This is a genomic window from Burkholderia sp. RF7-non_BP4, assembly GCF_001521935.1.
Taxonomy (GTDB): Bacteria; Pseudomonadota; Gammaproteobacteria; order Burkholderiales; family Burkholderiaceae; genus Burkholderia; species Burkholderia diffusa.
The window spans coordinates 1-20433 of the sequence record NZ_LOTA01000048.1 but is presented as its reverse complement, the minus strand read 5'-3'; the positions used below and the strand labels follow the sequence as shown (position 1 = coordinate 20433).

Sequence of the window (20433 nt, the reverse complement as noted above, 5' to 3'; positions counted from 1 at the left end):
CGTCCGCTGGCGCGGGCAGCGCACGGAAAGCGCGTGGGGAAAGGGTGCGGGAAAAGGACGCGGGAAAAGGGTGCCGGAAAAGGGGCGCGAAGCCCGCCGGTGTTGCGCGTCGCCACCCGGCGGCATCGTCAGCCGCCGGCCGCCGCCGACGTGTTAACATGCGCGTCCTGCCCCGCATGTCCGCCTGCAATCCAGGCCTGCCGCGCGCGGCATCCTCCCGGCGTTCCGCCGTCAACCGCAACATCATCCGTCATCATGTCCGCAGGCCTCAACCCCGCTCAGAACGAAGCGGTGCGCTACCTCGACGGTCCCTGCCTCGTGCTCGCCGGCGCGGGCAGCGGCAAGACCCGCGTGATCACGCAGAAGATCGCGCACCTGATCGAAGCGAAAGGTTTCGAACCGCGCCACATCGCGGCCGTCACGTTCACGAACAAGGCCGCGGCCGAAATGCGCGAGCGCGTGTCGAAGCTGCTGGAGGGCAAGACGCTCACCACGCCCGGTAAGGAAGGCCGCAAGGTGCCCGTCAACCAGCTCACCGTGTGCACGTTCCACTCGCTCGGCGTACAGATCCTGCGTCAGGAGGCCGAGCACGTCGGCCTGAAGCCGCAGTTCTCGATCATGGATTCGGACGACTGCTTCGGGATGATCCAGGAGCAGATCGGCACCACCGACAAGGGCCTGATCCGCAAGATCCAGAGCACGATCTCGCTGTGGAAGAACGGCCTGATCATGCCCGACGAGGCGATGACGATCGCGGCCAACGAGGACGAGCACCAGGCTGCGCTGGTTTACCGCAACTACGTCGCGACGCTCCACGCGTACCAGGCGGTCGACTTCGACGACCTGATCCGCCTGCCGGCCGAGCTGTTCGCGAAGAACGAGCAGGTGCGCGACCGCTGGCAGAACAAGCTGCGCTACCTGCTGATCGACGAATACCAGGACACCAACGCGTGCCAGTACGAGCTGCTGAAGCTGCTCGCCGGCCCGCGCGCCGCGTTCACGGCGGTGGGCGACGACGACCAGGCGATCTACGGCTGGCGTGGCGCGACGCTCGAGAACCTCGCGCAGCTCGGCAAGGATTTCCCGAAGCTGCACGTGATCAAGCTCGAGCAGAACTACCGGTCGACGGTGCGGATCCTGACCGCCGCGAACAACGTGATCGCGAACAACCCGAAGCTGTTCGAGAAGAAGCTGTGGTCCGAGCACGGGATGGGCGACTCGATCACCGTCACGCCGTGCAACGACGAGGAACACGAAGCCGAATCGGTCGTGTTCCGGCTGTCCGCGCACAAGTTCGAGCGGCGCACGCAGTTCCGCGACTACGCGATCCTGTATCGCGGCAACTTCCAGGCGCGGATCTTCGAGCAGGTGCTGCGGCGTGAGCGGATTCCATACGTGCTGTCGGGCGGCCAGTCGTTCTTCGACAAGGCCGAGATCAAGGACCTGTGCGCGTACCTGCGCCTGATCGCGAACGCCGACGACGATCCCGCGTTCATCCGCGCGGTCACGACGCCGCGCCGCGGAATCGGCAACACGACGCTGGAAGCGCTGGGCTCGTTCGCGGGGCAGGCGAAGGTGTCGCTGTTCGAGGCCGTGTACATGGGCGGGATCGAGGCGCGGCTGTCCGCGCGCCAGGTCGAGCCGCTGCGGATGTTCTGCGACTTCATCCAGCGCCTGACCGACCGCGCGGACAAGGAGCCCGCGACCGTCGTGCTCGACGACATGATGGAGGCCATCCACTACGAGGCCTACCTGTACGACGCGTTCGACGAGCGGCAGGCGCAGTCGAAGTGGCAGAACGTGCTCGAATTCCTCGAATGGCTGAAGCGCAAGGGCACCAAGCCCGAGACGGAGGCCGTCGACGGCGAGGCCGACGGCTTCCACAACGCCGACGGGCTCGCCGATACCGGCAAGAACCTGCTCGGCCTGATCCAGACCGTCGCACTGATGTCGATGCTCGAAGGCAAGGACGAGGATCCGGACGCGGTGCGCCTGTCGACCGTCCATGCGTCGAAGGGGCTCGAGTATCCGCACGTGTTCCTGGTCGGCGTCGAGGAAGGCATCATGCCGCACCGCGGCGGCAGCGAGGACGACGGCCCGATCGACAACGAGCGGATCGAGGAGGAGCGCCGGCTGATGTACGTCGCGATCACGCGCGCGCAGCGCAGCCTGCATCTGAACTGGTGCAAGAAGCGCAAGCGGGCGCGCGAGACGGTCGTGTGCGAACCGTCGCGCTTCATCCCCGAGATGGGTCTCGACGAAGCGCCGCCGCCGACGCCGGAGGAAGCGCCGATGACGCCGAAGGACCGGCTCGCGAGCCTGAAGGCGCTGTTGCAGAAGTGACGTGCGGGAGGCGGCCGGCCCGGCCGCCCCGGCAAACGAAAACCCCCGCGATGCGCGTGCGCCGCGGGGGTTTTTTCTGGCCGGCAGGCGTTACTTCGACGCGTTGACCATATAGTCGACGGCCGCCTTCACGTCGGCGTCGGACGCGCTCGACCCGCCCTTCGGCGGCATCGCGCCCTTGCCGTGCAGCGCGTAGTTGTAGACGGTATCCATCGAGTCCTTCAGGCGCGGCGCCCAGTCCTCCTTGCTGCCGAACTTCGGCGCGCCGAGCACGCCGGCCGCGTGACACGCCTGGCAGACCTGCGTATACAGCGCCTTGCCGGCCGATGCGGCGTCGGCGCTGGCCGGCGCGGCCGCGGGCTTTTCGCCGGCCTTCGGAATCGCGGCGATCGCGGCCATTGCAGCGGCGGCCTGCGCGTTCGACGCGTCGGCGCCCGACGCGCCTGCCGCACCCGCCGCGCCGCTCGCCGCCGGCGCTGCATTGGCGGCCGGGGCAGCCGGCTCGGGGAAGTTCGCGCCGTCGTTGTTCGCCATGTAGACGATCGCGCGCGCGATTTCATAGTCGCTGACGTCGTCGGGATTCGTGCCGCCACGCGGCGGCATCGCACCCTTGCCCGACAGCGCCGTCTTGAGCAGCGTGTCGAAGCCTTGCGAGATGCGCGGCGCCCAGTCGTCCTTGTTGCCGAACTTCGGCGCGCCGGCGGCGCCCGTGCCGTGACACGTCACGCACACGGCCTTGTAGACTTCCTCGCCGGTCTTGTACGTGCGGGGCGCGTTGGCGTCCTTCACGTCGACCTTCGCGAGCGGCGCGATCCGCGCGGCGACCTGTTCGTCCGATAGCGCGTCCGTGCCGGCGCCCGAGCGGAACGCGTGGTTGGCATAGGTGGCAAACAGGACGATCAGGGCGATCGGAATCGCGAATGATGCGATGACGACGGCAATCAACTGCCCGGGAGTTTTGACGGGAGATTCGTGGGGTGCTTCGCTCATGCTTGCCTCGTCTCCGTGAATAGGAATTGTGAGCGCGGTGCAACGGCAAAATGGCAGTCCAATGAAGCACGGACGATTATAGACGGAACGTTTACATCACGGCGAGCGGCGCGAAGGCGCGTGTTTACCCGCACGAATGGGGGGACTGACGGGGATTCTGCGGGCAAGGTGGACGCTTCATGGGAAACCGGGTATCCTTGCCGTCTTGCCAATGGTGGGCGGCCGGTTTATTGGGGTCGTTTCACTGTCACACGCGCCCGTAGCTCAATGGATAGAGTACTGCCCTCCGAAGGCAGGGGTTGCTGGTTCGATCCCAGCCGGGCGCGCCAAAAAGCCTGATCAGGCTTTCAGCGGTTTCTCCCACTTCAGTGAAATTACAGTCAGCCGGCGACGACGTGCAGCTCGGCGGCCTGCGTGCGACTGTGATGCACTCGTTCAACGTTACCAGCCGTGGTGTTCGTACCGGAGGCGCCGGATCGTCAGACTCAGGTGATCATCCGCGAAAGAAACGCGATGAACGCACGTACTAACATCCAAATCATCAACGGGCCGGACGGAGCGCCGGCCTTTGTGGTGATCCCCTACGCGGACTATATGGCGCAGCATGAAGAAGAGCGCGACCTGATTTCGCATGCAGTCGCCAGCGCGACAGTCGACGGGGCGACGCCGCTGCGCGCATGGCGCGAATATTTGAAACTGACGCAGGCGGAAGTCGCAGCGCGACTCGACGTCAGCCAGTCCGCCTACGCGCAGCAGGAGCGGACCGAGAAGCTGCGCAAGTCGACGCGCGAGAAGATCGCCGCCGCGCTCGGCATCACGGCCGCGCAGCTCGACGTCTGACGAGCAGTCGGCCAGCAGTAAAACGCCGCTAGGCACTTCGGTGCCGGCGGCTTTTTTTCGCCCATGCCCTGTGCACGGCAGCGGTCAGTTCAGGCGCCCTCAGAGCGGCCGGTCGCGTGGATGGGAATTCGCCTGGTGCGTCGATATGCGGCAGGCCCGTGGCGAGGCTGTTGAGGCGCGCACGGGCCCCTTCGCTGGCGCGGGTCCGGCGCTGACGAGGCTGGCGCGGACCCGGCGCGCGCAGTTGGTGCCCCCGCCCCACCTGCCCGCAAAATCGAGCGGTTTTTAGGCACACATGCACTGGCCGGCCCAGCCCGCCCAGCACGGGGCGCGCGGCGATCGACGGGCCGTTTCTCCTATGCACTTTTATGCGCCTTGGTTATGCAGTCTCGGCGTTTTCGGCCGTCCCGGGGGCGTTCGGCCGTGCATAATGACCTCTCACGCGACTTCGGCATCGTGCGGTCAGGTGCCCGGAAGGCCCTGCTGATGAAGGCCCGCCCCCCGAGTGCCTGCTGGCCGCGCGAGCGGTGTACGGGGAAAGTCGAAGGCCGCGTGATTACGCGAACGTCGGACAACACGAGGGTTGCATGACGAACGAAGGCGATTCGAGTCCTGAGCAGGACGATTATGAGAAAGGCGTTGTGGCACTCATGGAAGCGCTCGGATTGCCAGCCGGCTTCTACCGGTCGATATACGAAGAGCGTGATTGGTCGTTCGTGATTCAACTGCACGCGCTCATTGAAACCGCATTGATGCATGCGATCGAGAAAAAGGCCGGAGAAGAACTTGCGTCAATCTTCGCCCGGATGCCTATGAACGGCCCGACAGGAAAGGTCGCGGTTGCGACCAAGCTGGGGTTGTTGGACTACTCGGACGCGACCGCCTTTCTCAACGTCCTCAGTCAGATGCGAAATGTGTGCGCGCATGGGATTCGTAACGCGGTCAATTTCACGATCGATGGCTGGCTAGAAAGTCACGAGCATCGGGATCGGATCGTCACTGACTTATGCGGCGGCCGCGGCGCGGCCTCAGAGATCATCACGCTGGGTGGCAAGGCTGTCCAACGCGGCGCATTCGCGCGCCAGAATCCCAAGATCGTGTTGTATTGGCTAGGCGGCATGCTCGTCGGCCAACTGTATGAGGTGGCACGGCTGGCCGCAATGGAGCAGGAGAAAGCTGAGACTCTGGAAAGGTTGTGGCAGCTTCAGCGGCAGCAGGATGCTCTCATGAAGCCGATTGGCCTGTTTCAACTCCTCGGACAAATGGCGGAGCCAACCGATGGGGCCGATAACTTGGGGGAGGGGCGAGTTCCGGCGCGGCCGGCCAAATCGCTAGGCGAAGGCCATGAATCGGCCGATCAATAGTCGGTCGAGCGTGTCTAGAACGGCGCGGCAAACCGATATGCCTCGCTTCTGGTGTGCAGCTAAATTGCAGCTTGGATGAGCTGGATTGACCTTGTGCAGCCTTGGTTTTGCAGTTTGCGAGTTGTGTAAGGCTTTGATTTAACAGGAAGTGTTGCGCGCCGGTAAAGCTCCGAAGGCAGGGGTTGCTGGTTCGATCCCAGCCGGGCGCGCCAAGCCTAGTAAGGCTCTCAGCAGTTTTATTCCTCGAATTGATTTTCCGCCATGCTCCGCTAGGGCAGCATGAGGGCAAAACCTGCTGTGGGGTGGTGCTCGATATGGCATCAGCTAAGGCAGCCGGAAACTTGGCGCAAAGCTAATAACGACGGGACTGACGGGCTAATCGACCGCGCGAGCCAGTTTGGCACCGATTGTGCGAAGATCGAGCAAGTCTGAGCAGGTTTTGCACAGAACTTGGCACCATTCGAGCACCCCGTCACTTTTTCCCCATGACGGCCCGATATAGGCGCTCCAATTCATCGTCGCCCAGCTCGATCATCGATCCCTTACCGAACGTGCGCTGCATATAGCCGCGTCGCCAAGTCTCAAGTTCTAGCGCCTTACATCGAGTGTGGATTGCCTTTATCCGCATATTTCGCCAGTCCGGCAGCTTTTTAGGCGCGGACGCCATGCCGAGAAGAATCGCGCGCTGCTTCAGCATGTACTTCAGCGCCTTTTGGAAGCCTTCGGCCGGAATCTCGTGATACGTGTTCACGTTCATGTGCTTGTTGAGTCCGTACATGACGCTCTGCGGTGTCTTCGGCTTCTTTTTAACCTCCGACGCCTTGACGATGTCGTCCCGGAGATCGAGCAGCTGCCGCTTCTGCCCCGCATCGACCACGCCTACGCCAGTCTGCACAACAACTGAAGGAGGTGCGACCTTCTCGATACGGTATATGTTGTGGATGTCGCCGCCCGCCACTTGGCCGGCGCTTCCGCTGACGACAATATTGCGTGCGGGTCTCGTTCCTCGTTGTTTAACTGCGGGTTGCCCTTCGGGTTGCGAGGATTCCACACTCGTTCCGCTGACCATCAATTTCGCAGCTATGTCTCTGATTTTGTTCTTGTCTTCCATCTACACCCCTACATCAGTGGCTTGAAACAAGTTCCATGAGCCGCGCTACATAAGCCGTAGCTTCTGTTTCTGCCTTTTCGATGAGGAAATACTGGTACACCAAGGCACCAAGCTTTCCGCGCGTTTCCGGAGGCAGCTTTAACCGGCGCTCGCCAGCGATCTTTTCCACTGCGGCCAAGGCCATGCCGAGAGTCTCCCCGTTGACCGCGGAGGTGGACGCTCCCAGGTCGGCGACAAGCATCGGTCCCTTGCCCGTTAGAAGCCAGTTAATGTTCAGTCCGTTCTGCGCCAGTCCAGTAAGCAACCTGCTGTTCGGTGCCGTCCGACCGACCTCGTTATCCTGAATTCCGCGCTTCGTTCCGCCGACTAGGTCCGCCAGCCGCTCTTGGGACAGGCGTAAGTGCTCTCGATAAGCACGCAATCTCTCGCCTATTTCGACAGAAATGCGTGTCGCACTTTCAGTCATTCGCTCACCCCAGAAAGCGCGACACGCATGTCGCGCTTTCGCACGCTGCGTCGCACTTCAAAAAAATCAATCAAATCAGCGCGTTACACAAGAGCTGCAGAAAGACGCGCAAAAACGAACGCGCGACACGCAAAATACGTTGAGTGGCACGGTTTTACGTGCTATCGTTCACTCTCATGAGCACGCTAAACATGTCAAAAAAACCAGCCGAGCAGGTTGCCCTGCAAGACTGGCATCGCGCCGACATCAAGGCGGCGCTGGAAAAGGCCGGATGGTCGCTACGGCGACTGTCAATGGCCTACGGGTACGCGCCCGGCGCGTTGAAAAATGCGCTCGACGTACCCTGGCCGAAGGCCGAATCGATCATCGCAGCGACGATCGGCGTACCTCGTCACCTCATTTGGCCGAGCCGCTATCACATCGACGGCACTGCCCGTAGCGGGCGCGGTGAGCGCGGTTTCGGCCGACGCAAACCGGCCGCGTCAACCGAAGGTAAGTCTATCACCCGACCTGATCTGTGCAACGTCAATTGCACGGGAGGCGCTTGACATGTCGGCACGCAAAACCACCCGAAGAACCACTTCCACGCAGATGGAACTCAGCTTTTTTGACGTTCCGCCGACACCGCGCCCCGAAGCCGGCGGTCTCGACGTCGCACTTGCTGTACGCGAGACGCTCGCAGACATGCTCGGCACCGTGTCCAGCCGCGGTATCGACCGTCACGAGGTGGCAGCACAAATCTCCCGTCTGTCCAATTACGAAACAACGAAGAACATGCTCGATCGCTACTGTGCGCCGAGCGCCGAAGGCTGGCGCTTTCCAGCCGAGGCTATCCCAGCACTGACAGTCGCGACCGGTGACTACCGGATGCTCGAAATGCTCGCCGACCGCTGCGGCTGCCGCGTGTATCGCGGCGAGGAAGCCATGCTCGCGGAGATCGGCGCGCTGACGCTGCAAGAGCGTTCGGTGAAAGCTCGCTTAGGGGAGCTTCGCAAAAACGTGCCTGACACCGTCATGGACCGACTTGTCGATGAAGTCGTTCGCCGTCTTGGAGGTCGTGCGCAATGATCGACTTTGATGTGATTGCAGGTGCGCTGACTATCACGAAACGCTCGGCTGAGCGCCGCGCCAGTCGCGAAAATTGGCCCTTCGAGTTGGAAGCCGTGCGCGGTGGCCAGCGCAAGCTGTTCGACCTGGCGAACCTGCCGACCGACGTGCGCAAGGCCGTCGAGCGGTATCGGGAAATCAAGGCGCGCGGCGACGCGGCTGGCCGCACGCTCAAGATGATCGAACAGGTTCGCGCTGGTGCCGAGGCCGAGCGCGTCTCGAAACACCAACGCGCGCAGGAGAGCCTCAAGAAGCTGACGGCCGAGTTGCCGGCAGGGGTACAGGCGCGGTTCGACGCGCGCTACGAGATCGTGAAGAGTTGGGAAACATGGTTCGTCACGGTGCAACCGATGAGCCGCCGCGTGTCCTGGCCGACCTACACGAAGGCATACAACCTGAAGGAAATCGAGGTTGCGGCCGCTGTCCGGTCGACGATCCCGTCGATCTCGCCGCGCTCGCTGCAACGGTGGGTGCTCGAATACGAGCGCGTCGGCCTCGCGGGCTTGATCGACGAGAAGGACGGTCGCCATCAGCGCGACGTGAACGTGTTCACGAAGCAACCCGAGCTGGAAAAAACAGCGCTCGCGCTGCTCATCGACCGCCCGAATCTCGGTATCCAGCACCTCGTCAATTTGCTGAACCAGGCATCGGTCGATGATGACACCGGTGAAATCCTGTTCGCAGCGCCGTCCTACGATGCGACGTATCGGTTCGTGACGGCATGGCGGCGTAAGCATGACGGCCTGTTCACGGCGGCGACCAATCCCGACGAGTGGAAAAACAAGTATATGACCGCATTCGGTGACGCGTCGGCCGACGTCGAGCGCCTGAATCAGCGGTGGGAAATGGATGCCACGCCGGCCGACTGGATGCTGACCGACGAAGACGGCGTCGAGCGCCGCTACTCCGCGTCCGTCGTGATCGACGTGTACAGCCGGCGCAAGCTGGTTGTGCTCGCCCCGACGCCGAAGACCGAGACGCACAAGTATGCGCTGCGCCTTGCCTTGCTGTTGTGGGGTGTCCCGGAAGAAGTCGTTACCGACAACGGCCAGGACTACAAGAGCCGCGACTTCATCGAAACGCTTGCCGCGCTCGGCATCGCGCATTACGTGACGGCCCCGTTCTCGCCGTGGCAGAAGCCGCACGTCGAGCGCGGCATCCAGACGATGCTGCACTCGATCCTGGAAGGGCTGTCCGCATTCATCGGACATAGCGTCGCCGAGCGTAGCGCGATCGAAGCACGCCGCGCGTTTTCCGAACGCCTGTTCAAGAAAGGCGAAGCCGTCACGCTCGCGATGCCGGCATCCGAGCTGCGCTCGCTCATCGAACAATGGATCAAGGGCGTCTATGAACACGCCCATCACGAAGGCATCGGCATGACTCCCTATCAGCGGGCATCGAGCTATACCGGCCCCGTGCATCGCATCGAGGACGAACGTGCTCTCGACGTGCTGCTGGCACCGCCGGCCGGCAAGGGCCGATATACCGTCACGAAGAAGGGCCTGCGCATCGATAACGCGCAATTCATCGCCCCGGAACTGGCGCTCTACGTCGGCAAGGATGTCGCGGTACGCATTACGCCCGATCTCGGTGAAGTCGTTGTCTATCACGAAGGCGAATTCGTGTGTGTGGCGCGCAATCCGGAGCGTACTGGTGTGTCGCGCGCCGAAATCGCCGTGCTGGCGCGCCGCAAGCAACGCGAGCATGTGAAGCAACAAATGCACGCTATCAAAGGCACGAAGGTCGATACGGATCGTCTCGTGCGCGATCTGGTGGCCAACAAGGCGGCGCAGGCCGGCAAGCTCACCTCGCTGCCGACACGGACCGCCACGCATACAACCGATGGCCTCAAGGCGGCAGGTATAGCAGCGCGCGCACTCGATGGTGTCGTGCCGAAGGCTGACATCCCGGCCGACTTGCAGCGAATCATCGACGCGCGACAAACCGCAAGCCAGGCGCAGCCCGCGCCCGAGAGCAACGTGAAGAAGATTCGGCCAGTCCCGGAAACACCTGAGCTGCGGTTCCGCAAATGGCAGGAACTCGACCAACTCGTGGCGGCTGGCGGCACGATCGACGATCCGATTCTGACGCGCTGGTACGGTCAGTATCCGCAGACCCCTGAATTCGCAATTGCTATGCGAAAACACCGCCAGGCATCAAGCCCGGCAGTGCCCGGCACAGCCACGGTCGCCACCGTGACACGTGCTTTCAACTAACCCCTTGACGAGAGGCATTGTCATTATGGTGAAAACCACCCCTGCAATCAATCGCCCGGCCGGCGGCATCGCGCCGATCGCGACACTGGACCTTGTGGCGGCGACCATCGAGCGACTGAATCAGCGTCGCGGTGGCGTGCCGGGCATCGGTGTCCTGCATGGCCCGGCCGGATGGGGCAAGACCTTCGCGACGAACTCGATCGCGGTGGAATCGCGCGCCTACTACGTACAGATGCGCAGCGCGTGGAGTGCGAAAGTGATGCTAGAAAAAATTCTCTACGAGATGGGTGTGAAGCACGGCCGCGCGACCAAGTCCGGCCTGCTCGATCTGGTCTGCGAGCAATTGTCGGCCTCGCGGCGCACACTGATTATCGACGAGTTCGACTATTGCGCGAAATCCGACGCCCTCATCGAGCTGACGCGAGACATCTACGAGGGTTCGCAGGGATCGCTGCTGTTGGTCGGCGAAGAACTGCTGCCGAAGAAGCTGGAACAGTGGGAGCGCTTCCATTCACGCGTGCTGACCTGGGCACCGGCGCAGCCGGTCAGCGTCAGCGACGCCAGCAAGCTCACCTCGATCTACGCCCCCGATCTCGCGATTGCCGACGATGTGCTGTCGCACCTGGTCGAACTGTCTCGCGGCTCCGTGCGGCGCGTATGCGTGAATCTCGTTTCGATCCACGAGCACTGCATGACGCGCGGCATGGCCGACTTCGAGCGCTCGGACCTCGATTCCATTGCCCTCTACACCGGCCGCGCGCCTGAGCGGAGGGTGTAATGGACGTGAGCCTGAGTATCGATGGCCTTCGTGACGCACGGATTTTTACCGTGAACGATCAAGGTGAAGAGATCAATTCCGACATCGCAGACTCCGGCGACATTGGGATTACATGCCGCGAAGGTGACGGCTTTGCGTTGCTGACCGTCTATTTCAACGGACTCACCTGCAACGGCGGTCAACGACTCGCCGATCTTTTCCTTAATCGCCGCGAAATGCTGGTCCTCGCGCGCGCACTTCAATCTGCTGCGGAGGCGGTGAGCGACGTTGATCCGCGAATGGAGGATTCTCGTGGCGCGTAAGCCGATCAACCTCGAAATGATGGGCGGCAAGAACCCTCGCCAACGCATCTGGGAAGCGATTCGCAATGCGCGCGATGCCTTCCAGCAACGCGAGATTGCGATCGCCTCCCGTACCGAGATCAGTGCCGTCCAGGACTACATGAAGGGATTGCTCAAAGGCGGCTATGTCGAGGTCGAACAGGAGGAGCGACTCGGAGGCGCGGCGGTGCGTCGTACGTATCGACTTGTGCGTGACAACGGCGTTGAGGCACCGCGTCTGACCCGCAACGGGGGGGAAGTCGTACAGGGTTCGATCAATGAGGCGATGTGGTCGACGATGCGTCGGGTGTTCGTCGCGAAGGACTTCAATCACGTCGAACTTGCGGCATTTGCCAGCACGGCGTCTCGCCCGATTTCGGAGGCAACCGCCGCGACCTATGTCGGCAAGCTTGCAGCGGCCGGCTATCTCGAATGCATTGCTCCCGCGAACAAGCACTCGCGGCGCGCCGCGCCGGCTCGTTACCGGTTGCGTAAGGACATGGAGTCCGGGCCGAAAGCGCCTCTTGTTCAGCGAACGAAGGTCGTTTTCGATCCGAACTGGAACCGCGTCATGTGGATGGAGCATCAGGAGATCGCCGATGAGTAAGCCCGCCTACATGCAAGAAGACTGGTTCGTGAACGGGCTGATGCGCGAGGTCCGTGCAATCAATGTCACCCAGGTCGCGGCGCGGATGGGCGTTGCGCGCAAAACGCTTTCCATCTTCGTCAACGGCAGTGGTGCCTACGGCACCGGCAAAGCGAAGCCCGACCGGATCAGAGCGCGTTACCACGCAGCATTCGGACGCGTTGTCTGTCCGTTCAGCCACGCCGAGGTGGACGGCGAACATTGTCGTGAGTATGCCTTGCAGAAGGCCCCGATCCACAATCCGATCAAGCTTGAGCACTGGCGCACATGCCAAACCTGCCCGCATCGCCCCGTTAAAGGAGAGTCCAATTGACACCGAATTTTAACGCCCTCAATCCGGAAGTGCCGCCAATCAATCAACTGATGCAGCTCACGGCGCTGCGCCTTGCGGCAACGATCGGAACGCTCACCGAAAAGGGCTTCACCGTGATCGGGATCGAGTTCTCGAACGGCTCGAAACCGACGATCCAGGTGCAGAACTGCACGGCATGCGCCGACATGGTCGAGAAAGGTGAAGCCACGTACTACCGCACGGGTGGTTCCGGGGTATCGCGCTACCGTACCGGCCAGTTCAAGGTCGGCGAAATTCGCGTGCTGTGGACGGAGCGAGGACACTGACAATCACGCCATCGTCACCGGTTCGAATCGAATAATCACATTAGGACTCCTATAGTGAAACTTCACGTGTTTACCTACTCCGAACAAGCGGCTCGTGCCCGCCGAATCAAGGTCGATGGCGAGCGCATCGATTTTCCGCAGTATCCGACTGAGCTGTTTGCAGCACACGCCAATCCGGTTGCAACTACGTCCGGCGAGCCTGCATTTGTCGTGACGCATGTCGGCACCGGGTTTCGTATCGCAGGCGGCAAGACCCAAGCGACCGCAATCGCGTCAGCAAGACGCCTGATCAGCGAGAAGTCCGCAGAAGAGTTTTGGCAGGGAGTTGCCGCAGCCCGAAAACTCATCAAGGCAGCCCAAACCCTCACATAACAGGAGCGACAAAACCATGACAATCCATGTCACCCAAGGCCCGACGCTGGCCAATCCGGATGCGTTCGACAGTGTGCGGGAACTGCGTCGTGAATTGCATCGCGCGAACAATTCCCTGCTCGACTATTCTGCCGCCCTTGAACACCGCGATGCAATCGGTCGCGACTGCGCAGGCTTGATCAATCGCGTGCTGTTGCAGCACATCGTCGGTGACTTCCGTGGCGTGGCCGCGATTCTCGACGCACAGCTAGAAGCCAGTCCGCGTCTTCGCGAGTCTCTCGAAGAGGTGCGCGAGTCGAAGGAGCTGCGCCAGCACGAGCAATGGCGTGCGGCCCACGCGGGTGCCTCGGACCGGATGCCCTCCTATAACGCTGGCGCACACGATCCCTGGGCCATGTCTGTCGACGAGCTGCGTGCCGCCGTCGACACAATGAACCGCGCCGGCATCCGGCTTTTCTCGACGCTTGATTCACTCGAAGCCGTGCTGCGCGACCTCACCCGTGAAGTGTCCGTGATCGTCGTCGCACACGCCAAGGGTAGCCCGGACGATGTAGTCAAGGCCGTGAGCGAGTTCGTCGCAAAACGCGTTGTCAATAAAGACGACAGGCCGATCAAATTTCACTAAACCACACCTACGCAATAGAGGAACACGTCATGACAAATCAAGCCATCCCGGCCGGCTATGTGCAGGACGCACGGGGCCGCCTCGTTCCTGCATCGCTCGTTGCGCCGATCGACCAGCTCCGCGATCAGACGGTCACGTCGCTGGTCGCTGATGCGAAGCGCCTCCAATCGGAGTTGGCCGAATTCAAGGCACGGGCATTTGGCGACATCGCTGCGTTCGTCGAGGCCAGCCACGAGCAATATGGCGTCAAGGTCGGCGGTGCCAAGGGCAACATTTCGTTGATCACCTTCGACGGTCGCTACAAGATCGTGCGCCAAATCGCGGAGCGCATCCAGTTCGACGAGCGCCTTCAAGCGGCGAAGGAACTGATCGACGAATGTCTGCGCGAGTGGACCGAAGGTAGCAACGACAAGATCAAGGTGCTGATCAACGAAGCGTTCCAGGTCGACAAGGAAGGCAACGTGAACACCGGCCGCATTCTCGCGCTGCGTCGCCTTGCGATCGACGATCCGAAGTGGACCAAGGCAATGCGGGCGATCGTCGACAGCATCCGAGTGACAGGTAGCAAGCCCTATATCCGGCTGTACGAGCGCGTCGAAGATACGGAGGAGTACCGCGCGATCAGTCTCGATCTCGCGGCTATCTGAGAGGACATCGTTATGCCCACCGAACTCGACAGTGCCGTTCTACATTTCGTCTCGTCGTCATACCAGCCGATCATCACGATCGCCGACGACGGCAGCGTGATGATTGCCGATCACCTTACCGTCGACGAAGCGGCTCGCGAATTATGGAGCGCAGTGCTGCGGCTCAACCCGTTGCTGCCGCGCCCCGTGCCAGCAGCACGGATCGGAGACGAAGCATGCCGCCACATCAGGGCAATAGTGCACGCGACCGAGATTTGGAGCGGAGGTGCCAGGCTGGCAGTCGCAACCTCGTACGCCATTGCCAACGAAATCGCCGAGGCGTTGAATGGCCGTTCAACGGCAACCCGAGCCGAACCGGCGATGGCTGAAGCATTGCTTGAATTTGCCGAGGCCATCGCGAACGACCCTGACGAACATACAGAAACTCGGGCACGTGCACGGGAAGCAATTGAAGCCGCTCGCGCATCTGTGGCGAAACCGGTCTAGGGAGGAACCATGTCAAAACTCGCGCGAGAAGACATTGAGAAGATCGACACGGAGCTGTCGTTCCCATATGGCTGTGTCGTGCTTCGTTGCGACGGGTACACGGTGACGATTGAAGTGCAGCGGACGAAACCACGTCGATACGATTTGATGGTCTTTGTGAATGGCTGGTTTCGAGGAAGCTATCTGAAGGAGGATGCGCCTGAGCATCGGTTCTATCGGCCCGTGAAGATCAGCGCCTATAAGCCCTCCGAACGCGCGCGCATCGAGAAGCAATTCGGGAAGCGTAACGCACGCAAGTACTTTCCCAATTTGGACAAAACCGTAACGATTTTCGCGATGACGTGGAATTCACCGGGGTCCATGCTTCGCCATTTTGCGCGCGTCTGCGAATCGGTCGCATTGGTTTCGGTTGGCGTGGCGGTCAATACGTCGGTCGAGACCACAGGTTCGGAGGCGGCACATGTCTGACTTCGTCGTCATCCTGGCCGGGATCGTGTTCCTGGTGTGTCTCTGCCGCAAGGAACTGCGGCGCTGGTGGAGGTCGTGATGCTGATCGCGAAAACAACGGTAGCGAAAATCCACATCGCAAAGCAGCAGCTCGCGATGACCGATGACGAATACCGCACGGTGCTGCGCAGCGTCGCCGGCGTCGGCTCGTCGAAAGACCTGACGCCGGAAGGCGCGCACAAGCTGCTAAAGCACTTCGAGCGCTGCGGTTTCAAGCCGAAGCGCGATGCTGGTCGCCGGCCGAACGTTGCACGGCCGCGCGCGGCTCAAATCCGCAAGATCGAAGCGCTGCTCGCCGAGGCGAACCTGCCCTGGGATTACATCGGAGGCATGGTGAAGCGAATCTGCAAGGTCGACGCAATCGAGTTCTGCGATGACGTGATGCTCGGCAAGTTGATCGCCGCCCTCCAATACGATGCGAAGCGGAGGTCGGCATGAATTTTCAGGGTGTTGAACACCTGCTGCCAGACGTCGTGAAAACGATGATTAAGCTGATCGGCTGGCCAGCTACGATCCGCTTGATCGAGCAGCTCGGCGGCACGAATTTCCCGATCGCAATGCGTCGATCGCGTCGCGGCGAGATCCGCTACGAGGCGCTGGCCGAAATCGTCGGCACTGACGCGGCGGATCTGCTGACGACGCACTTTGGCGGCGATGTCCTGTGTGTTCCGCTGTGTAAGGTCGCGATTCGGGAACTGCAACACCGCAGCATTCGAGCCGAGTTCGACGCACTGACGCGCGAGCATCCCGCGAACCATGCGGCGACACAGCTCGCTCGTCGGCACCGAATGACCGAACGACACATTTGGCGTATTCTCAAGCGCTCCGACACGTCTGAGAGCGCATCGCCCCAGGCGGAGTTGTTCTAGTTGCTCCCTGATCCACCGAAGCCCCGCGATGCGGGGCTTTTTATTTTGTACCTACTGTCCTAGCGCGGGTGGTCCACCAGCGCCGCAGCATCAACAATGCGGTCATCATTCCAGATACCGAGGGTATTGATGGCACGCATTACGGCGAGCGCGGCGGGCGGACAAAACGTCGTCGCATTTCTCGACATGCTCGCCGCGAGCGAGATCGATGCATGGACGCGTCGGAACAGCGACGACGGCTATAACGTACTGGTCGGCTCGCACGGGCCGATCACCAAGAAGAGCAGCGCGCGCGGTACTTACATCATCCCGGCCCGACTGCTTACGTTCCCCTCCTACGCGAAGCACCCGGGCATCCTCAATACGGAGCTGAATTCGACGGCCGCCGGTCGCTATCAGCTCCTGTCGCGCTACTACGCGCCCTACGCGAGTTTGCTCAAGCTCGACGACTTCAGCCCGGTTTCCCAGGACATGATCGCGATCCAGCAGATTCGGGAGCGCCGCGCGCTGCCGCTGATTGCTGCCGGCCGGCTCGTGGCTGCGATCAAGGCGTGTTCGAATATTTGGGCGTCGCTTCCCGGTAACGACTACGGCCAGCACCAAAACGAGCTGACGATGCTCACGGCAGCATATCGCGCGGCCGGCGGTGTCGTTGCGATCGCCTGATCAGGAGCGGCGATGTCACTCAGCGATCTGATCACCGGCCACGACGGCAAGCTTTCGCACGCGAAGCTCTGGCCGAACATCGCGTCGGCTGTCGCAACTCTCATGTTCATCTACCAGGGATACAGGAATCAGCTCACGTTCGATACGTGGCTGATCTACCTCGGCTGCGTCGGCGGTTACTCGGCCGTTATCCAGGCACTCGCCGCATGGCGCGGCCGTCCCTCCAAGGAGGCTGTAAATGACGGAAGCAATCAGTAAATGCGCAAAGGTGCTCGCGAGCATCGTCGTCGCAACACTGGTCGCGTTTGCCTTCACGAGAACCTACCAGCACGGCTACAGCGTTGCAGCCGCACGTGGTGACAAGGCACTGGCCGACTACCGCGCCTCCGTCGAGCACGCGTCGGCTTCGGCCGCGAGCGATGCCTTCGGCCGGTACGCGGCTGACGTGGCACGCGCATCGGCCGCGGAATCGGGCTATCTCGTCGTGCAATCCGCCGCCACACAAACCACAGCTGCACTGAAGGAGCGAATTGACCATGTCACGCAACCTCGCCGTAGCCCGCCGGTTCCCGGCGCGAAAAATTATGCACCTGTCGTTGGTTGCGTGTTCAGCCGTGGCTTTGTCCGCGTGTGGAACCACGCAGCAGGCATCGCCGACGCTGGTGATTCCCCCGTGCCGGCAAGCGCCGATCCCGCCTCTGCTGTTGTCGGTCCCGACGCCGATGCCGCCGCTGACTCCGGGGTATCACAAGCCGACGTCCTCGCCTGGTTCGTCGACTATGCCGCCCGCACGCGAAGCACTGAATTGAAACTGAAGGCGGTAAAGGCCGCGCTTCCCAAGCAAGAGGACAAGCAATAGATGGACGACTTCGACCACGCGAGCAATATCGAAGAACAGTATCGCGCGCTCGCCATCGCGGCAGCGACGCAGCCCGCACGCAGCACCGCTGAATCCGAGTCGGTTTGTCAGAACGATGCATGCGGCGAACCGATTCCCGATGAGCGTCGCCACGCGGTACTGGGGTGCCGCTTCTGCATCGAATGCCAGCAACGCCGCGAGCGCGTTATCAAACGGAGGTACTCGTGCAAGTGACATTCGATCCGGCTGCGATTTTTATGGGCGTCATCACGCTTCTGCTCGGGGCGGTCAATCTCTTCGGCGGCGTCGTGATTCGCAGCGTCCTGAAGAAGTTGGAAGACAACGAAGCCCGGGACGCTGGTATCCAGCGCGAGCACGCTGCGTTTCGCGAGATGGTGGCGCGCGAATACGTCCGTCGCTCCGAGAACCAGGCAATGCGCGATGAATTCCGAGACGGTCTGCGCAGCATTGACCAGAAGCTGACCGACATCAACAACAAGCTGGACAAAAAACAGGACAAGCAATGAGCGACATCAAGGCGGAAGACAGCCCCGAAATGAAGCTGCTGAGGAAGATCGACGCAGGGGTCAGCGAGCTGAAGGAACGGGTCGCCAATGGCGAGAAGCGTGCGATCAAGTATGGCGCTGCGGCTGGCGCCGGAGCCGGAGCAATGGCGGGTGGCATAGTCGCGATGGGTATCTCGTTCGCTCGCGCGAAGCTGGGCCTGTAACGCACATGACCTACCCGAAGGAAGTTCGCGACAAGGTCCGCCGAGCGTTCGTGTTCGACCGCCTGTCGCTCGAAGTTGCCGCCATGAAGAGCGGCGTCAACTATTCCACCGCACGCCGATGGAAGGATGATGCGCGCGCTGCCGGCGACGATTGGGATAAAGCCCAGGCTGCACAGTTGATGGCCGGTGGCGGGATCGAGGGTGCGGCTCGACAAATGCTCGCCGGCATGATCACGCAGTATCAGGCGACGATGGATCAGCTCGACGCCGATACCGTGATGAAACCGGCCGATAAGGTCGCCATGCTGGCCAGCCTCGCCGACGCATACAACAAGACGATCAACGCATCCAAACGTGTGCTTCCGGAGACGAATGAACTCGCAGTCGCAATGGGCGTCGTGCAGCGACTTGCCGCGTTCGTGAAAGAGCGCTACCCGAGTCACGTGGAAGCGTTCGCGGAGATTCTGGTGCCGTTCGGTGAAGAACTGAGCGCCGCCTACGGATAGGAGTTGCCATGATCATCAAACTGGACCGCTATCGCGCGGTGAATACGGATCATATCGTCTCGGCCACCATCGACACGTATGGCGACACTTACCTCGACGTCGCGCTGATGACGGGCGAAATGATCCGAGTGAAACATACGCCCCATTGCTTCGATGGCGCTGACGTCTACAAGCTGTTTGACCGCATCACGGCCGCGCAGGAATGACATGGCGCAGAAGTTCACTGAGAAGGATTTCCACAAGGAAATCGCGGAGCTACAAGCGGAGTTGCGGCGTGACATCGAGGCCCATGCAACGGGCCTCGATCCGTCGCCGACCGCGCGGCTGGAACGCCGTCGACGCGTGCTCGTCGACGGCGATTACCAGTTCTTCGCGTACACGTATTTCCCACATCACATTCGCGGCACGCCGTCGTTGTTCCAGGCGCACTTCTGCGGGCGATTTCCGAAGCTGCTACGCCAGCTCGGCGGCACGCGCGAGTGGTGGGTCGCGCCACGCGGCGAAGCGAAGTCGTCCATGTGCACGAAGATCGGCCCTGTCTACATCATCGTGCAGGGTCTCTTGCAGCGTGAGGAAATCCGGCGCGAGGTCGGATGGACGGACGCGCTCCTCGCGTTCCTCGACTACATCATCCTGCTCGGCGCTGAAACATCACTGCCGACCAAGCTGCTCGAAGTGGTTAAAACGGAGCTGACCGCTAACGCGGCGCTTCAGCTCGACTTCCCGGAAGTGTGTGGCAAGGGGCCTACATGGAAGGTCGGCGAGTTCGTCACGAAGAACGGCGTCAAGGTAGAACCGTTCGGTGCTGAACAGGCGATTCGCGGCACGTTCCACGGCGCGAGCCGACCGAAGGTGCTGATGGGCGATGACCTGATCACCGACTCCGAGGCGAAGAGTCCGACCGAACGTCAGAATCGCTGGACGTGGCTGGAAAAGGCCATCGACTACCTCGGCCCGCCGGACGGTAGCGTGAAGTACATCGGCGTCGGCACGGTGCTCGACAAGGATGACCCGATCTCGCGCGCGAAGCGCACGATCGGCCACGTCGTCCATCACTTCCGCGCGATCGCGCAGATGCCGAAGAACATGGATTTGTGGCAACAGTGCGAAGCGCTGATGCTCAATGACGACAAGCCGGCGATTGAGGCGGCCGCGCAACGCGGCGAGGCGATCGCCGACACCGAGCTGCCGTCGTACCGGTTCTACCTGGAGCACCAGGCCGAGATGGACGCTGGCGCCGTCACGTCCTGGCCGTCCGTGCGCACGCTGTTCTACCTGATGCGGCAGCGCGCGAAATCGCCGCGTGCGTTCGCGACCGAGATGCAGGGTGATCCGCGCACCGAAGAAGACAAGGTGTTCGGCCACAT

Annotated in this window: 29 protein-coding genes, 1 tRNA gene and 1 pseudogene; 28 read left to right on the top strand and 3 right to left on the bottom strand. The window is 61.8% G+C overall.

The features are described 5' to 3' along the window. Positions 1 to 255 precede the first annotated feature (255 nt). Positions 256 to 2343 carry a UvrD-helicase domain-containing protein gene (locus WS49_RS17605; protein ID WP_059531101.1) on the top strand — a complete coding sequence of 696 codons (2088 nt, stop codon included), beginning with the start codon at positions 256 to 258 and terminating at the stop codon, positions 2341 to 2343. Positions 2344 to 2433: 90 nt separating this feature from the next. On the opposite strand, the gene WS49_RS17600 is transcribed toward WS49_RS17605, so the two are convergent. Next, positions 2434 to 3333, bottom strand: coding sequence for a c-type cytochrome (locus WS49_RS17600; RefSeq protein WP_059531098.1), 900 nt, complete (start codon positions 3331 to 3333; stop codon positions 2434 to 2436). 253 nt (positions 3334 to 3586) lie between these two features. Between WS49_RS17600 and WS49_RS17595 the strand changes: the two genes are divergently transcribed. The 3 genes from WS49_RS17595 (at position 3587) to WS49_RS17585 (ending at position 5537) form a co-directional block, all read left to right on the top strand. Next, a tRNA-Arg gene (locus tag WS49_RS17595) sits at positions 3587 to 3662 on the top strand. 184 nt (positions 3663 to 3846) lie between these two features. Further along, positions 3847 to 4173, top strand: a complete 327-nt coding sequence (locus WS49_RS17590; protein WP_059531403.1) for a helix-turn-helix domain-containing protein — start codon at positions 3847 to 3849, stop codon at positions 4171 to 4173. 587 nt (positions 4174 to 4760) lie between these two features. Next, positions 4761 to 5537, top strand: a complete 777-nt coding sequence (locus WS49_RS17585) for a hypothetical protein (RefSeq protein ID WP_059531095.1) — start codon at positions 4761 to 4763, stop codon at positions 5535 to 5537. 472 nt (positions 5538 to 6009) lie between these two features. On the opposite strand, the gene WS49_RS17580 is transcribed toward WS49_RS17585, so the two are convergent. Both WS49_RS17580 and WS49_RS35120 read right to left on the bottom strand, forming a co-directional pair. Beyond that, positions 6010 to 6648: a hypothetical protein gene (locus WS49_RS17580; RefSeq protein WP_156441411.1), complete on the bottom strand. Its 639-nt coding sequence runs from the start codon at positions 6646 to 6648 to the stop codon at positions 6010 to 6012. A gap of 13 nt (positions 6649 to 6661) precedes the next feature. Then, positions 6662 to 7114 carry a helix-turn-helix domain-containing protein gene (locus WS49_RS35120; RefSeq protein ID WP_059596260.1) on the bottom strand — a complete coding sequence of 151 codons (453 nt, stop codon included), beginning with the start codon at positions 7112 to 7114 and terminating at the stop codon, positions 6662 to 6664. A gap of 191 nt (positions 7115 to 7305) precedes the next feature. On the opposite strand from WS49_RS35120, the gene WS49_RS33775 reads away from it, so the two are divergent. The 24 genes and pseudogenes from WS49_RS33775 to WS49_RS17465 all read left to right on the top strand — a co-directional run. Further along, a complete protein-coding gene (locus WS49_RS33775; RefSeq protein ID WP_218921267.1) occupies positions 7306 to 7662 on the top strand; it encodes a helix-turn-helix domain-containing protein in 357 nt (118 codons plus the stop codon). 1 nt (position 7663) lies between these two features. Further along, a complete protein-coding gene (locus WS49_RS17570) occupies positions 7664 to 8182 on the top strand; it encodes a phage regulatory CII family protein (protein ID WP_257127697.1) in 519 nt (172 codons plus the stop codon). Continuing rightward, positions 8179 to 10437: a DDE-type integrase/transposase/recombinase gene (locus tag WS49_RS17565; RefSeq protein WP_059531084.1), complete on the top strand. Its 2259-nt coding sequence runs from the start codon at positions 8179 to 8181 to the stop codon at positions 10435 to 10437. The genes WS49_RS17570 and WS49_RS17565 overlap by 4 nt, the downstream gene beginning before the upstream one ends. Positions 10438 to 10462: 25 nt before the next feature. Next, positions 10463 to 11215, top strand: coding sequence for an AAA family ATPase (locus WS49_RS17560; RefSeq protein ID WP_257127698.1), 753 nt, complete (start codon positions 10463 to 10465; stop codon positions 11213 to 11215). Continuing rightward, the gene (locus WS49_RS17555) at positions 11215 to 11517 is read left to right on the top strand and encodes a hypothetical protein (protein WP_059531081.1); all 303 of its coding nucleotides are present in this window, start codon (positions 11215 to 11217) and stop codon (positions 11515 to 11517) included. The genes WS49_RS17560 and WS49_RS17555 overlap by 1 nt, the downstream gene beginning before the upstream one ends. Continuing rightward, positions 11507 to 12142, top strand: coding sequence for a hypothetical protein (locus WS49_RS17550; protein WP_059531078.1), 636 nt, complete (start codon positions 11507 to 11509; stop codon positions 12140 to 12142). Before WS49_RS17555 ends, WS49_RS17550 begins: the two co-directional genes overlap by 11 nt. After that, positions 12135 to 12494 (top strand): hypothetical protein, encoded by a 360-nt coding sequence (locus tag WS49_RS17545; protein WP_059531075.1) that lies wholly within the window; start codon positions 12135 to 12137, stop codon positions 12492 to 12494. Before WS49_RS17550 ends, WS49_RS17545 begins: the two co-directional genes overlap by 8 nt. Continuing rightward, positions 12491 to 12799 (top strand): hypothetical protein, encoded by a 309-nt coding sequence (locus tag WS49_RS17540; RefSeq protein ID WP_257127699.1) that lies wholly within the window; start codon positions 12491 to 12493, stop codon positions 12797 to 12799. The genes WS49_RS17545 and WS49_RS17540 overlap by 4 nt, the downstream gene beginning before the upstream one ends. Before the next feature lie 54 nt (positions 12800 to 12853). Beyond that, positions 12854 to 13171 (top strand): hypothetical protein, encoded by a 318-nt coding sequence (locus WS49_RS33770; protein WP_082725355.1) that lies wholly within the window; start codon positions 12854 to 12856, stop codon positions 13169 to 13171. Between the two features lie 16 nt (positions 13172 to 13187). Then, entirely contained in the window at positions 13188 to 13796 is a 609-nt protein-coding gene (locus WS49_RS17535; protein ID WP_156441410.1) for a hypothetical protein, read from the top strand. A gap of 29 nt (positions 13797 to 13825) precedes the next feature. Then, positions 13826 to 14443, top strand: a complete 618-nt coding sequence (locus WS49_RS17530) for a DUF3164 family protein (protein WP_059531066.1) — start codon at positions 13826 to 13828, stop codon at positions 14441 to 14443. Positions 14444 to 14455: 12 nt separating this feature from the next. Then, complete coding sequence (locus WS49_RS17525; RefSeq protein WP_059531063.1) at positions 14456 to 14929, top strand: hypothetical protein; 474 nt, start codon at positions 14456 to 14458, stop codon at positions 14927 to 14929. 9 nt (positions 14930 to 14938) lie between these two features. Continuing rightward, the gene (locus tag WS49_RS17520; protein ID WP_059531060.1) at positions 14939 to 15397 is read left to right on the top strand and encodes a beta galactosidase jelly roll domain-containing protein; all 459 of its coding nucleotides are present in this window, start codon (positions 14939 to 14941) and stop codon (positions 15395 to 15397) included. A gap of 78 nt (positions 15398 to 15475) precedes the next feature. Continuing rightward, the gene (locus WS49_RS17515) at positions 15476 to 15874 is read left to right on the top strand and encodes a gp16 family protein (protein WP_063888598.1); all 399 of its coding nucleotides are present in this window, start codon (positions 15476 to 15478) and stop codon (positions 15872 to 15874) included. Continuing rightward, positions 15871 to 16305, top strand: coding sequence for a Mor transcription activator family protein (locus WS49_RS17510; RefSeq protein ID WP_059531054.1), 435 nt, complete (start codon positions 15871 to 15873; stop codon positions 16303 to 16305). The genes WS49_RS17515 and WS49_RS17510 overlap by 4 nt, the downstream gene beginning before the upstream one ends. A gap of 129 nt (positions 16306 to 16434) precedes the next feature. Continuing rightward, a complete protein-coding gene (locus WS49_RS17505) occupies positions 16435 to 16971 on the top strand; it encodes a glycoside hydrolase family 24 protein (RefSeq protein ID WP_059531051.1) in 537 nt (178 codons plus the stop codon). Positions 16972 to 16983: 12 nt separating this feature from the next. Next, complete coding sequence (locus tag WS49_RS17500) at positions 16984 to 17229, top strand: hypothetical protein (protein ID WP_059531048.1); 246 nt, start codon at positions 16984 to 16986, stop codon at positions 17227 to 17229. After that, entirely contained in the window at positions 17210 to 17830 is a 621-nt protein-coding gene (locus WS49_RS17495) for a hypothetical protein (protein ID WP_059531046.1), read from the top strand. The genes WS49_RS17500 and WS49_RS17495 overlap by 20 nt, the downstream gene beginning before the upstream one ends. Then, positions 17831 to 18064, top strand: a complete 234-nt coding sequence (locus WS49_RS17490; RefSeq protein WP_059531043.1) for a TraR/DksA C4-type zinc finger protein — start codon at positions 17831 to 17833, stop codon at positions 18062 to 18064. After that, positions 18055 to 18357, top strand: a complete 303-nt coding sequence (locus WS49_RS17485; protein ID WP_257127641.1) for a hypothetical protein — start codon at positions 18055 to 18057, stop codon at positions 18355 to 18357. The genes WS49_RS17490 and WS49_RS17485 overlap by 10 nt, the downstream gene beginning before the upstream one ends. Beyond that, entirely contained in the window at positions 18354 to 18560 is a 207-nt protein-coding gene (locus WS49_RS17480; RefSeq protein WP_059526301.1) for a hypothetical protein, read from the top strand. Before WS49_RS17485 ends, WS49_RS17480 begins: the two co-directional genes overlap by 4 nt. 5 nt (positions 18561 to 18565) lie before the next feature. Further along, the gene (locus tag WS49_RS17475) at positions 18566 to 19066 is read left to right on the top strand and encodes a DUF1804 family protein (protein WP_059531039.1); all 501 of its coding nucleotides are present in this window, start codon (positions 18566 to 18568) and stop codon (positions 19064 to 19066) included. An 8-nt stretch (positions 19067 to 19074) separates the two neighbouring features. Further along, entirely contained in the window at positions 19075 to 19272 is a 198-nt protein-coding gene (locus WS49_RS17470; RefSeq protein WP_059531036.1) for a hypothetical protein, read from the top strand. Between the two features lies 1 nt (position 19273). Then, a pseudogene (locus tag WS49_RS17465) lies at positions 19274 to 20433 on the top strand (hypothetical protein); the annotation flags it as partial.

Excerpts from the sequence above, each read along its gene's own strand:
- WS49_RS17500 (WP_059531048.1), top strand. The coding sequence starts at position 16,984 with ATGTCACTCAGCGATCTGATCACCGGCCACGACGGCAAGCTTTCGCAC.
- WS49_RS17560 (WP_257127698.1), top strand. The coding sequence starts at position 10,463 with ATGGTGAAAACCACCCCTGCAATCAATCGCCCGGCCGGCGGCATCGCG.
- WS49_RS17525 (WP_059531063.1), top strand. The coding sequence starts at position 14,456 with ATGCCCACCGAACTCGACAGTGCCGTTCTACATTTCGTCTCGTCGTCA.
- WS49_RS17535 (WP_156441410.1), top strand. The coding sequence starts at position 13,188 with ATGACAATCCATGTCACCCAAGGCCCGACGCTGGCCAATCCGGATGCG.
- WS49_RS17570 (WP_257127697.1), top strand. The coding sequence starts at position 7,664 with ATGTCGGCACGCAAAACCACCCGAAGAACCACTTCCACGCAGATGGAA.
- WS49_RS17470 (WP_059531036.1), top strand. The coding sequence starts at position 19,075 with ATGATCATCAAACTGGACCGCTATCGCGCGGTGAATACGGATCATATC.
- WS49_RS17475 (WP_059531039.1), top strand. The coding sequence starts at position 18,566 with ATGACCTACCCGAAGGAAGTTCGCGACAAGGTCCGCCGAGCGTTCGTG.
- WS49_RS33775 (WP_218921267.1), top strand. The coding sequence starts at position 7,306 with ATGTCAAAAAAACCAGCCGAGCAGGTTGCCCTGCAAGACTGGCATCGC.
- WS49_RS17600 (WP_059531098.1), bottom strand. The coding sequence starts at position 3,333 with ATGAGCGAAGCACCCCACGAATCTCCCGTCAAAACTCCCGGGCAGTTG.
- WS49_RS17510 (WP_059531054.1), top strand. The coding sequence starts at position 15,871 with ATGAATTTTCAGGGTGTTGAACACCTGCTGCCAGACGTCGTGAAAACG.
- WS49_RS17590 (WP_059531403.1), top strand. The coding sequence starts at position 3,847 with ATGAACGCACGTACTAACATCCAAATCATCAACGGGCCGGACGGAGCG.
- WS49_RS17555 (WP_059531081.1), top strand. The coding sequence starts at position 11,215 with ATGGACGTGAGCCTGAGTATCGATGGCCTTCGTGACGCACGGATTTTT.
- WS49_RS17545 (WP_059531075.1), top strand. The coding sequence starts at position 12,135 with ATGAGTAAGCCCGCCTACATGCAAGAAGACTGGTTCGTGAACGGGCTG.
- WS49_RS17515 (WP_063888598.1), top strand. The coding sequence starts at position 15,476 with ATGCTGATCGCGAAAACAACGGTAGCGAAAATCCACATCGCAAAGCAG.
- WS49_RS17565 (WP_059531084.1), top strand. The coding sequence starts at position 8,179 with ATGATCGACTTTGATGTGATTGCAGGTGCGCTGACTATCACGAAACGC.
- WS49_RS35120 (WP_059596260.1), bottom strand. The coding sequence starts at position 7,114 with ATGACTGAAAGTGCGACACGCATTTCTGTCGAAATAGGCGAGAGATTG.
- WS49_RS17490 (WP_059531043.1), top strand. The coding sequence starts at position 17,831 with ATGGACGACTTCGACCACGCGAGCAATATCGAAGAACAGTATCGCGCG.
- WS49_RS17495 (WP_059531046.1), top strand. The coding sequence starts at position 17,210 with ATGACGGAAGCAATCAGTAAATGCGCAAAGGTGCTCGCGAGCATCGTC.
- WS49_RS17580 (WP_156441411.1), bottom strand. The coding sequence starts at position 6,648 with ATGGAAGACAAGAACAAAATCAGAGACATAGCTGCGAAATTGATGGTC.
- WS49_RS17505 (WP_059531051.1), top strand. The coding sequence starts at position 16,435 with ATGGCACGCATTACGGCGAGCGCGGCGGGCGGACAAAACGTCGTCGCA.
- WS49_RS17530 (WP_059531066.1), top strand. The coding sequence starts at position 13,826 with ATGACAAATCAAGCCATCCCGGCCGGCTATGTGCAGGACGCACGGGGC.
- WS49_RS17480 (WP_059526301.1), top strand. The coding sequence starts at position 18,354 with ATGAGCGACATCAAGGCGGAAGACAGCCCCGAAATGAAGCTGCTGAGG.
- WS49_RS17520 (WP_059531060.1), top strand. The coding sequence starts at position 14,939 with ATGTCAAAACTCGCGCGAGAAGACATTGAGAAGATCGACACGGAGCTG.
- WS49_RS17605 (WP_059531101.1), top strand. The coding sequence starts at position 256 with ATGTCCGCAGGCCTCAACCCCGCTCAGAACGAAGCGGTGCGCTACCTC.
- WS49_RS17585 (WP_059531095.1), top strand. The coding sequence starts at position 4,761 with ATGACGAACGAAGGCGATTCGAGTCCTGAGCAGGACGATTATGAGAAA.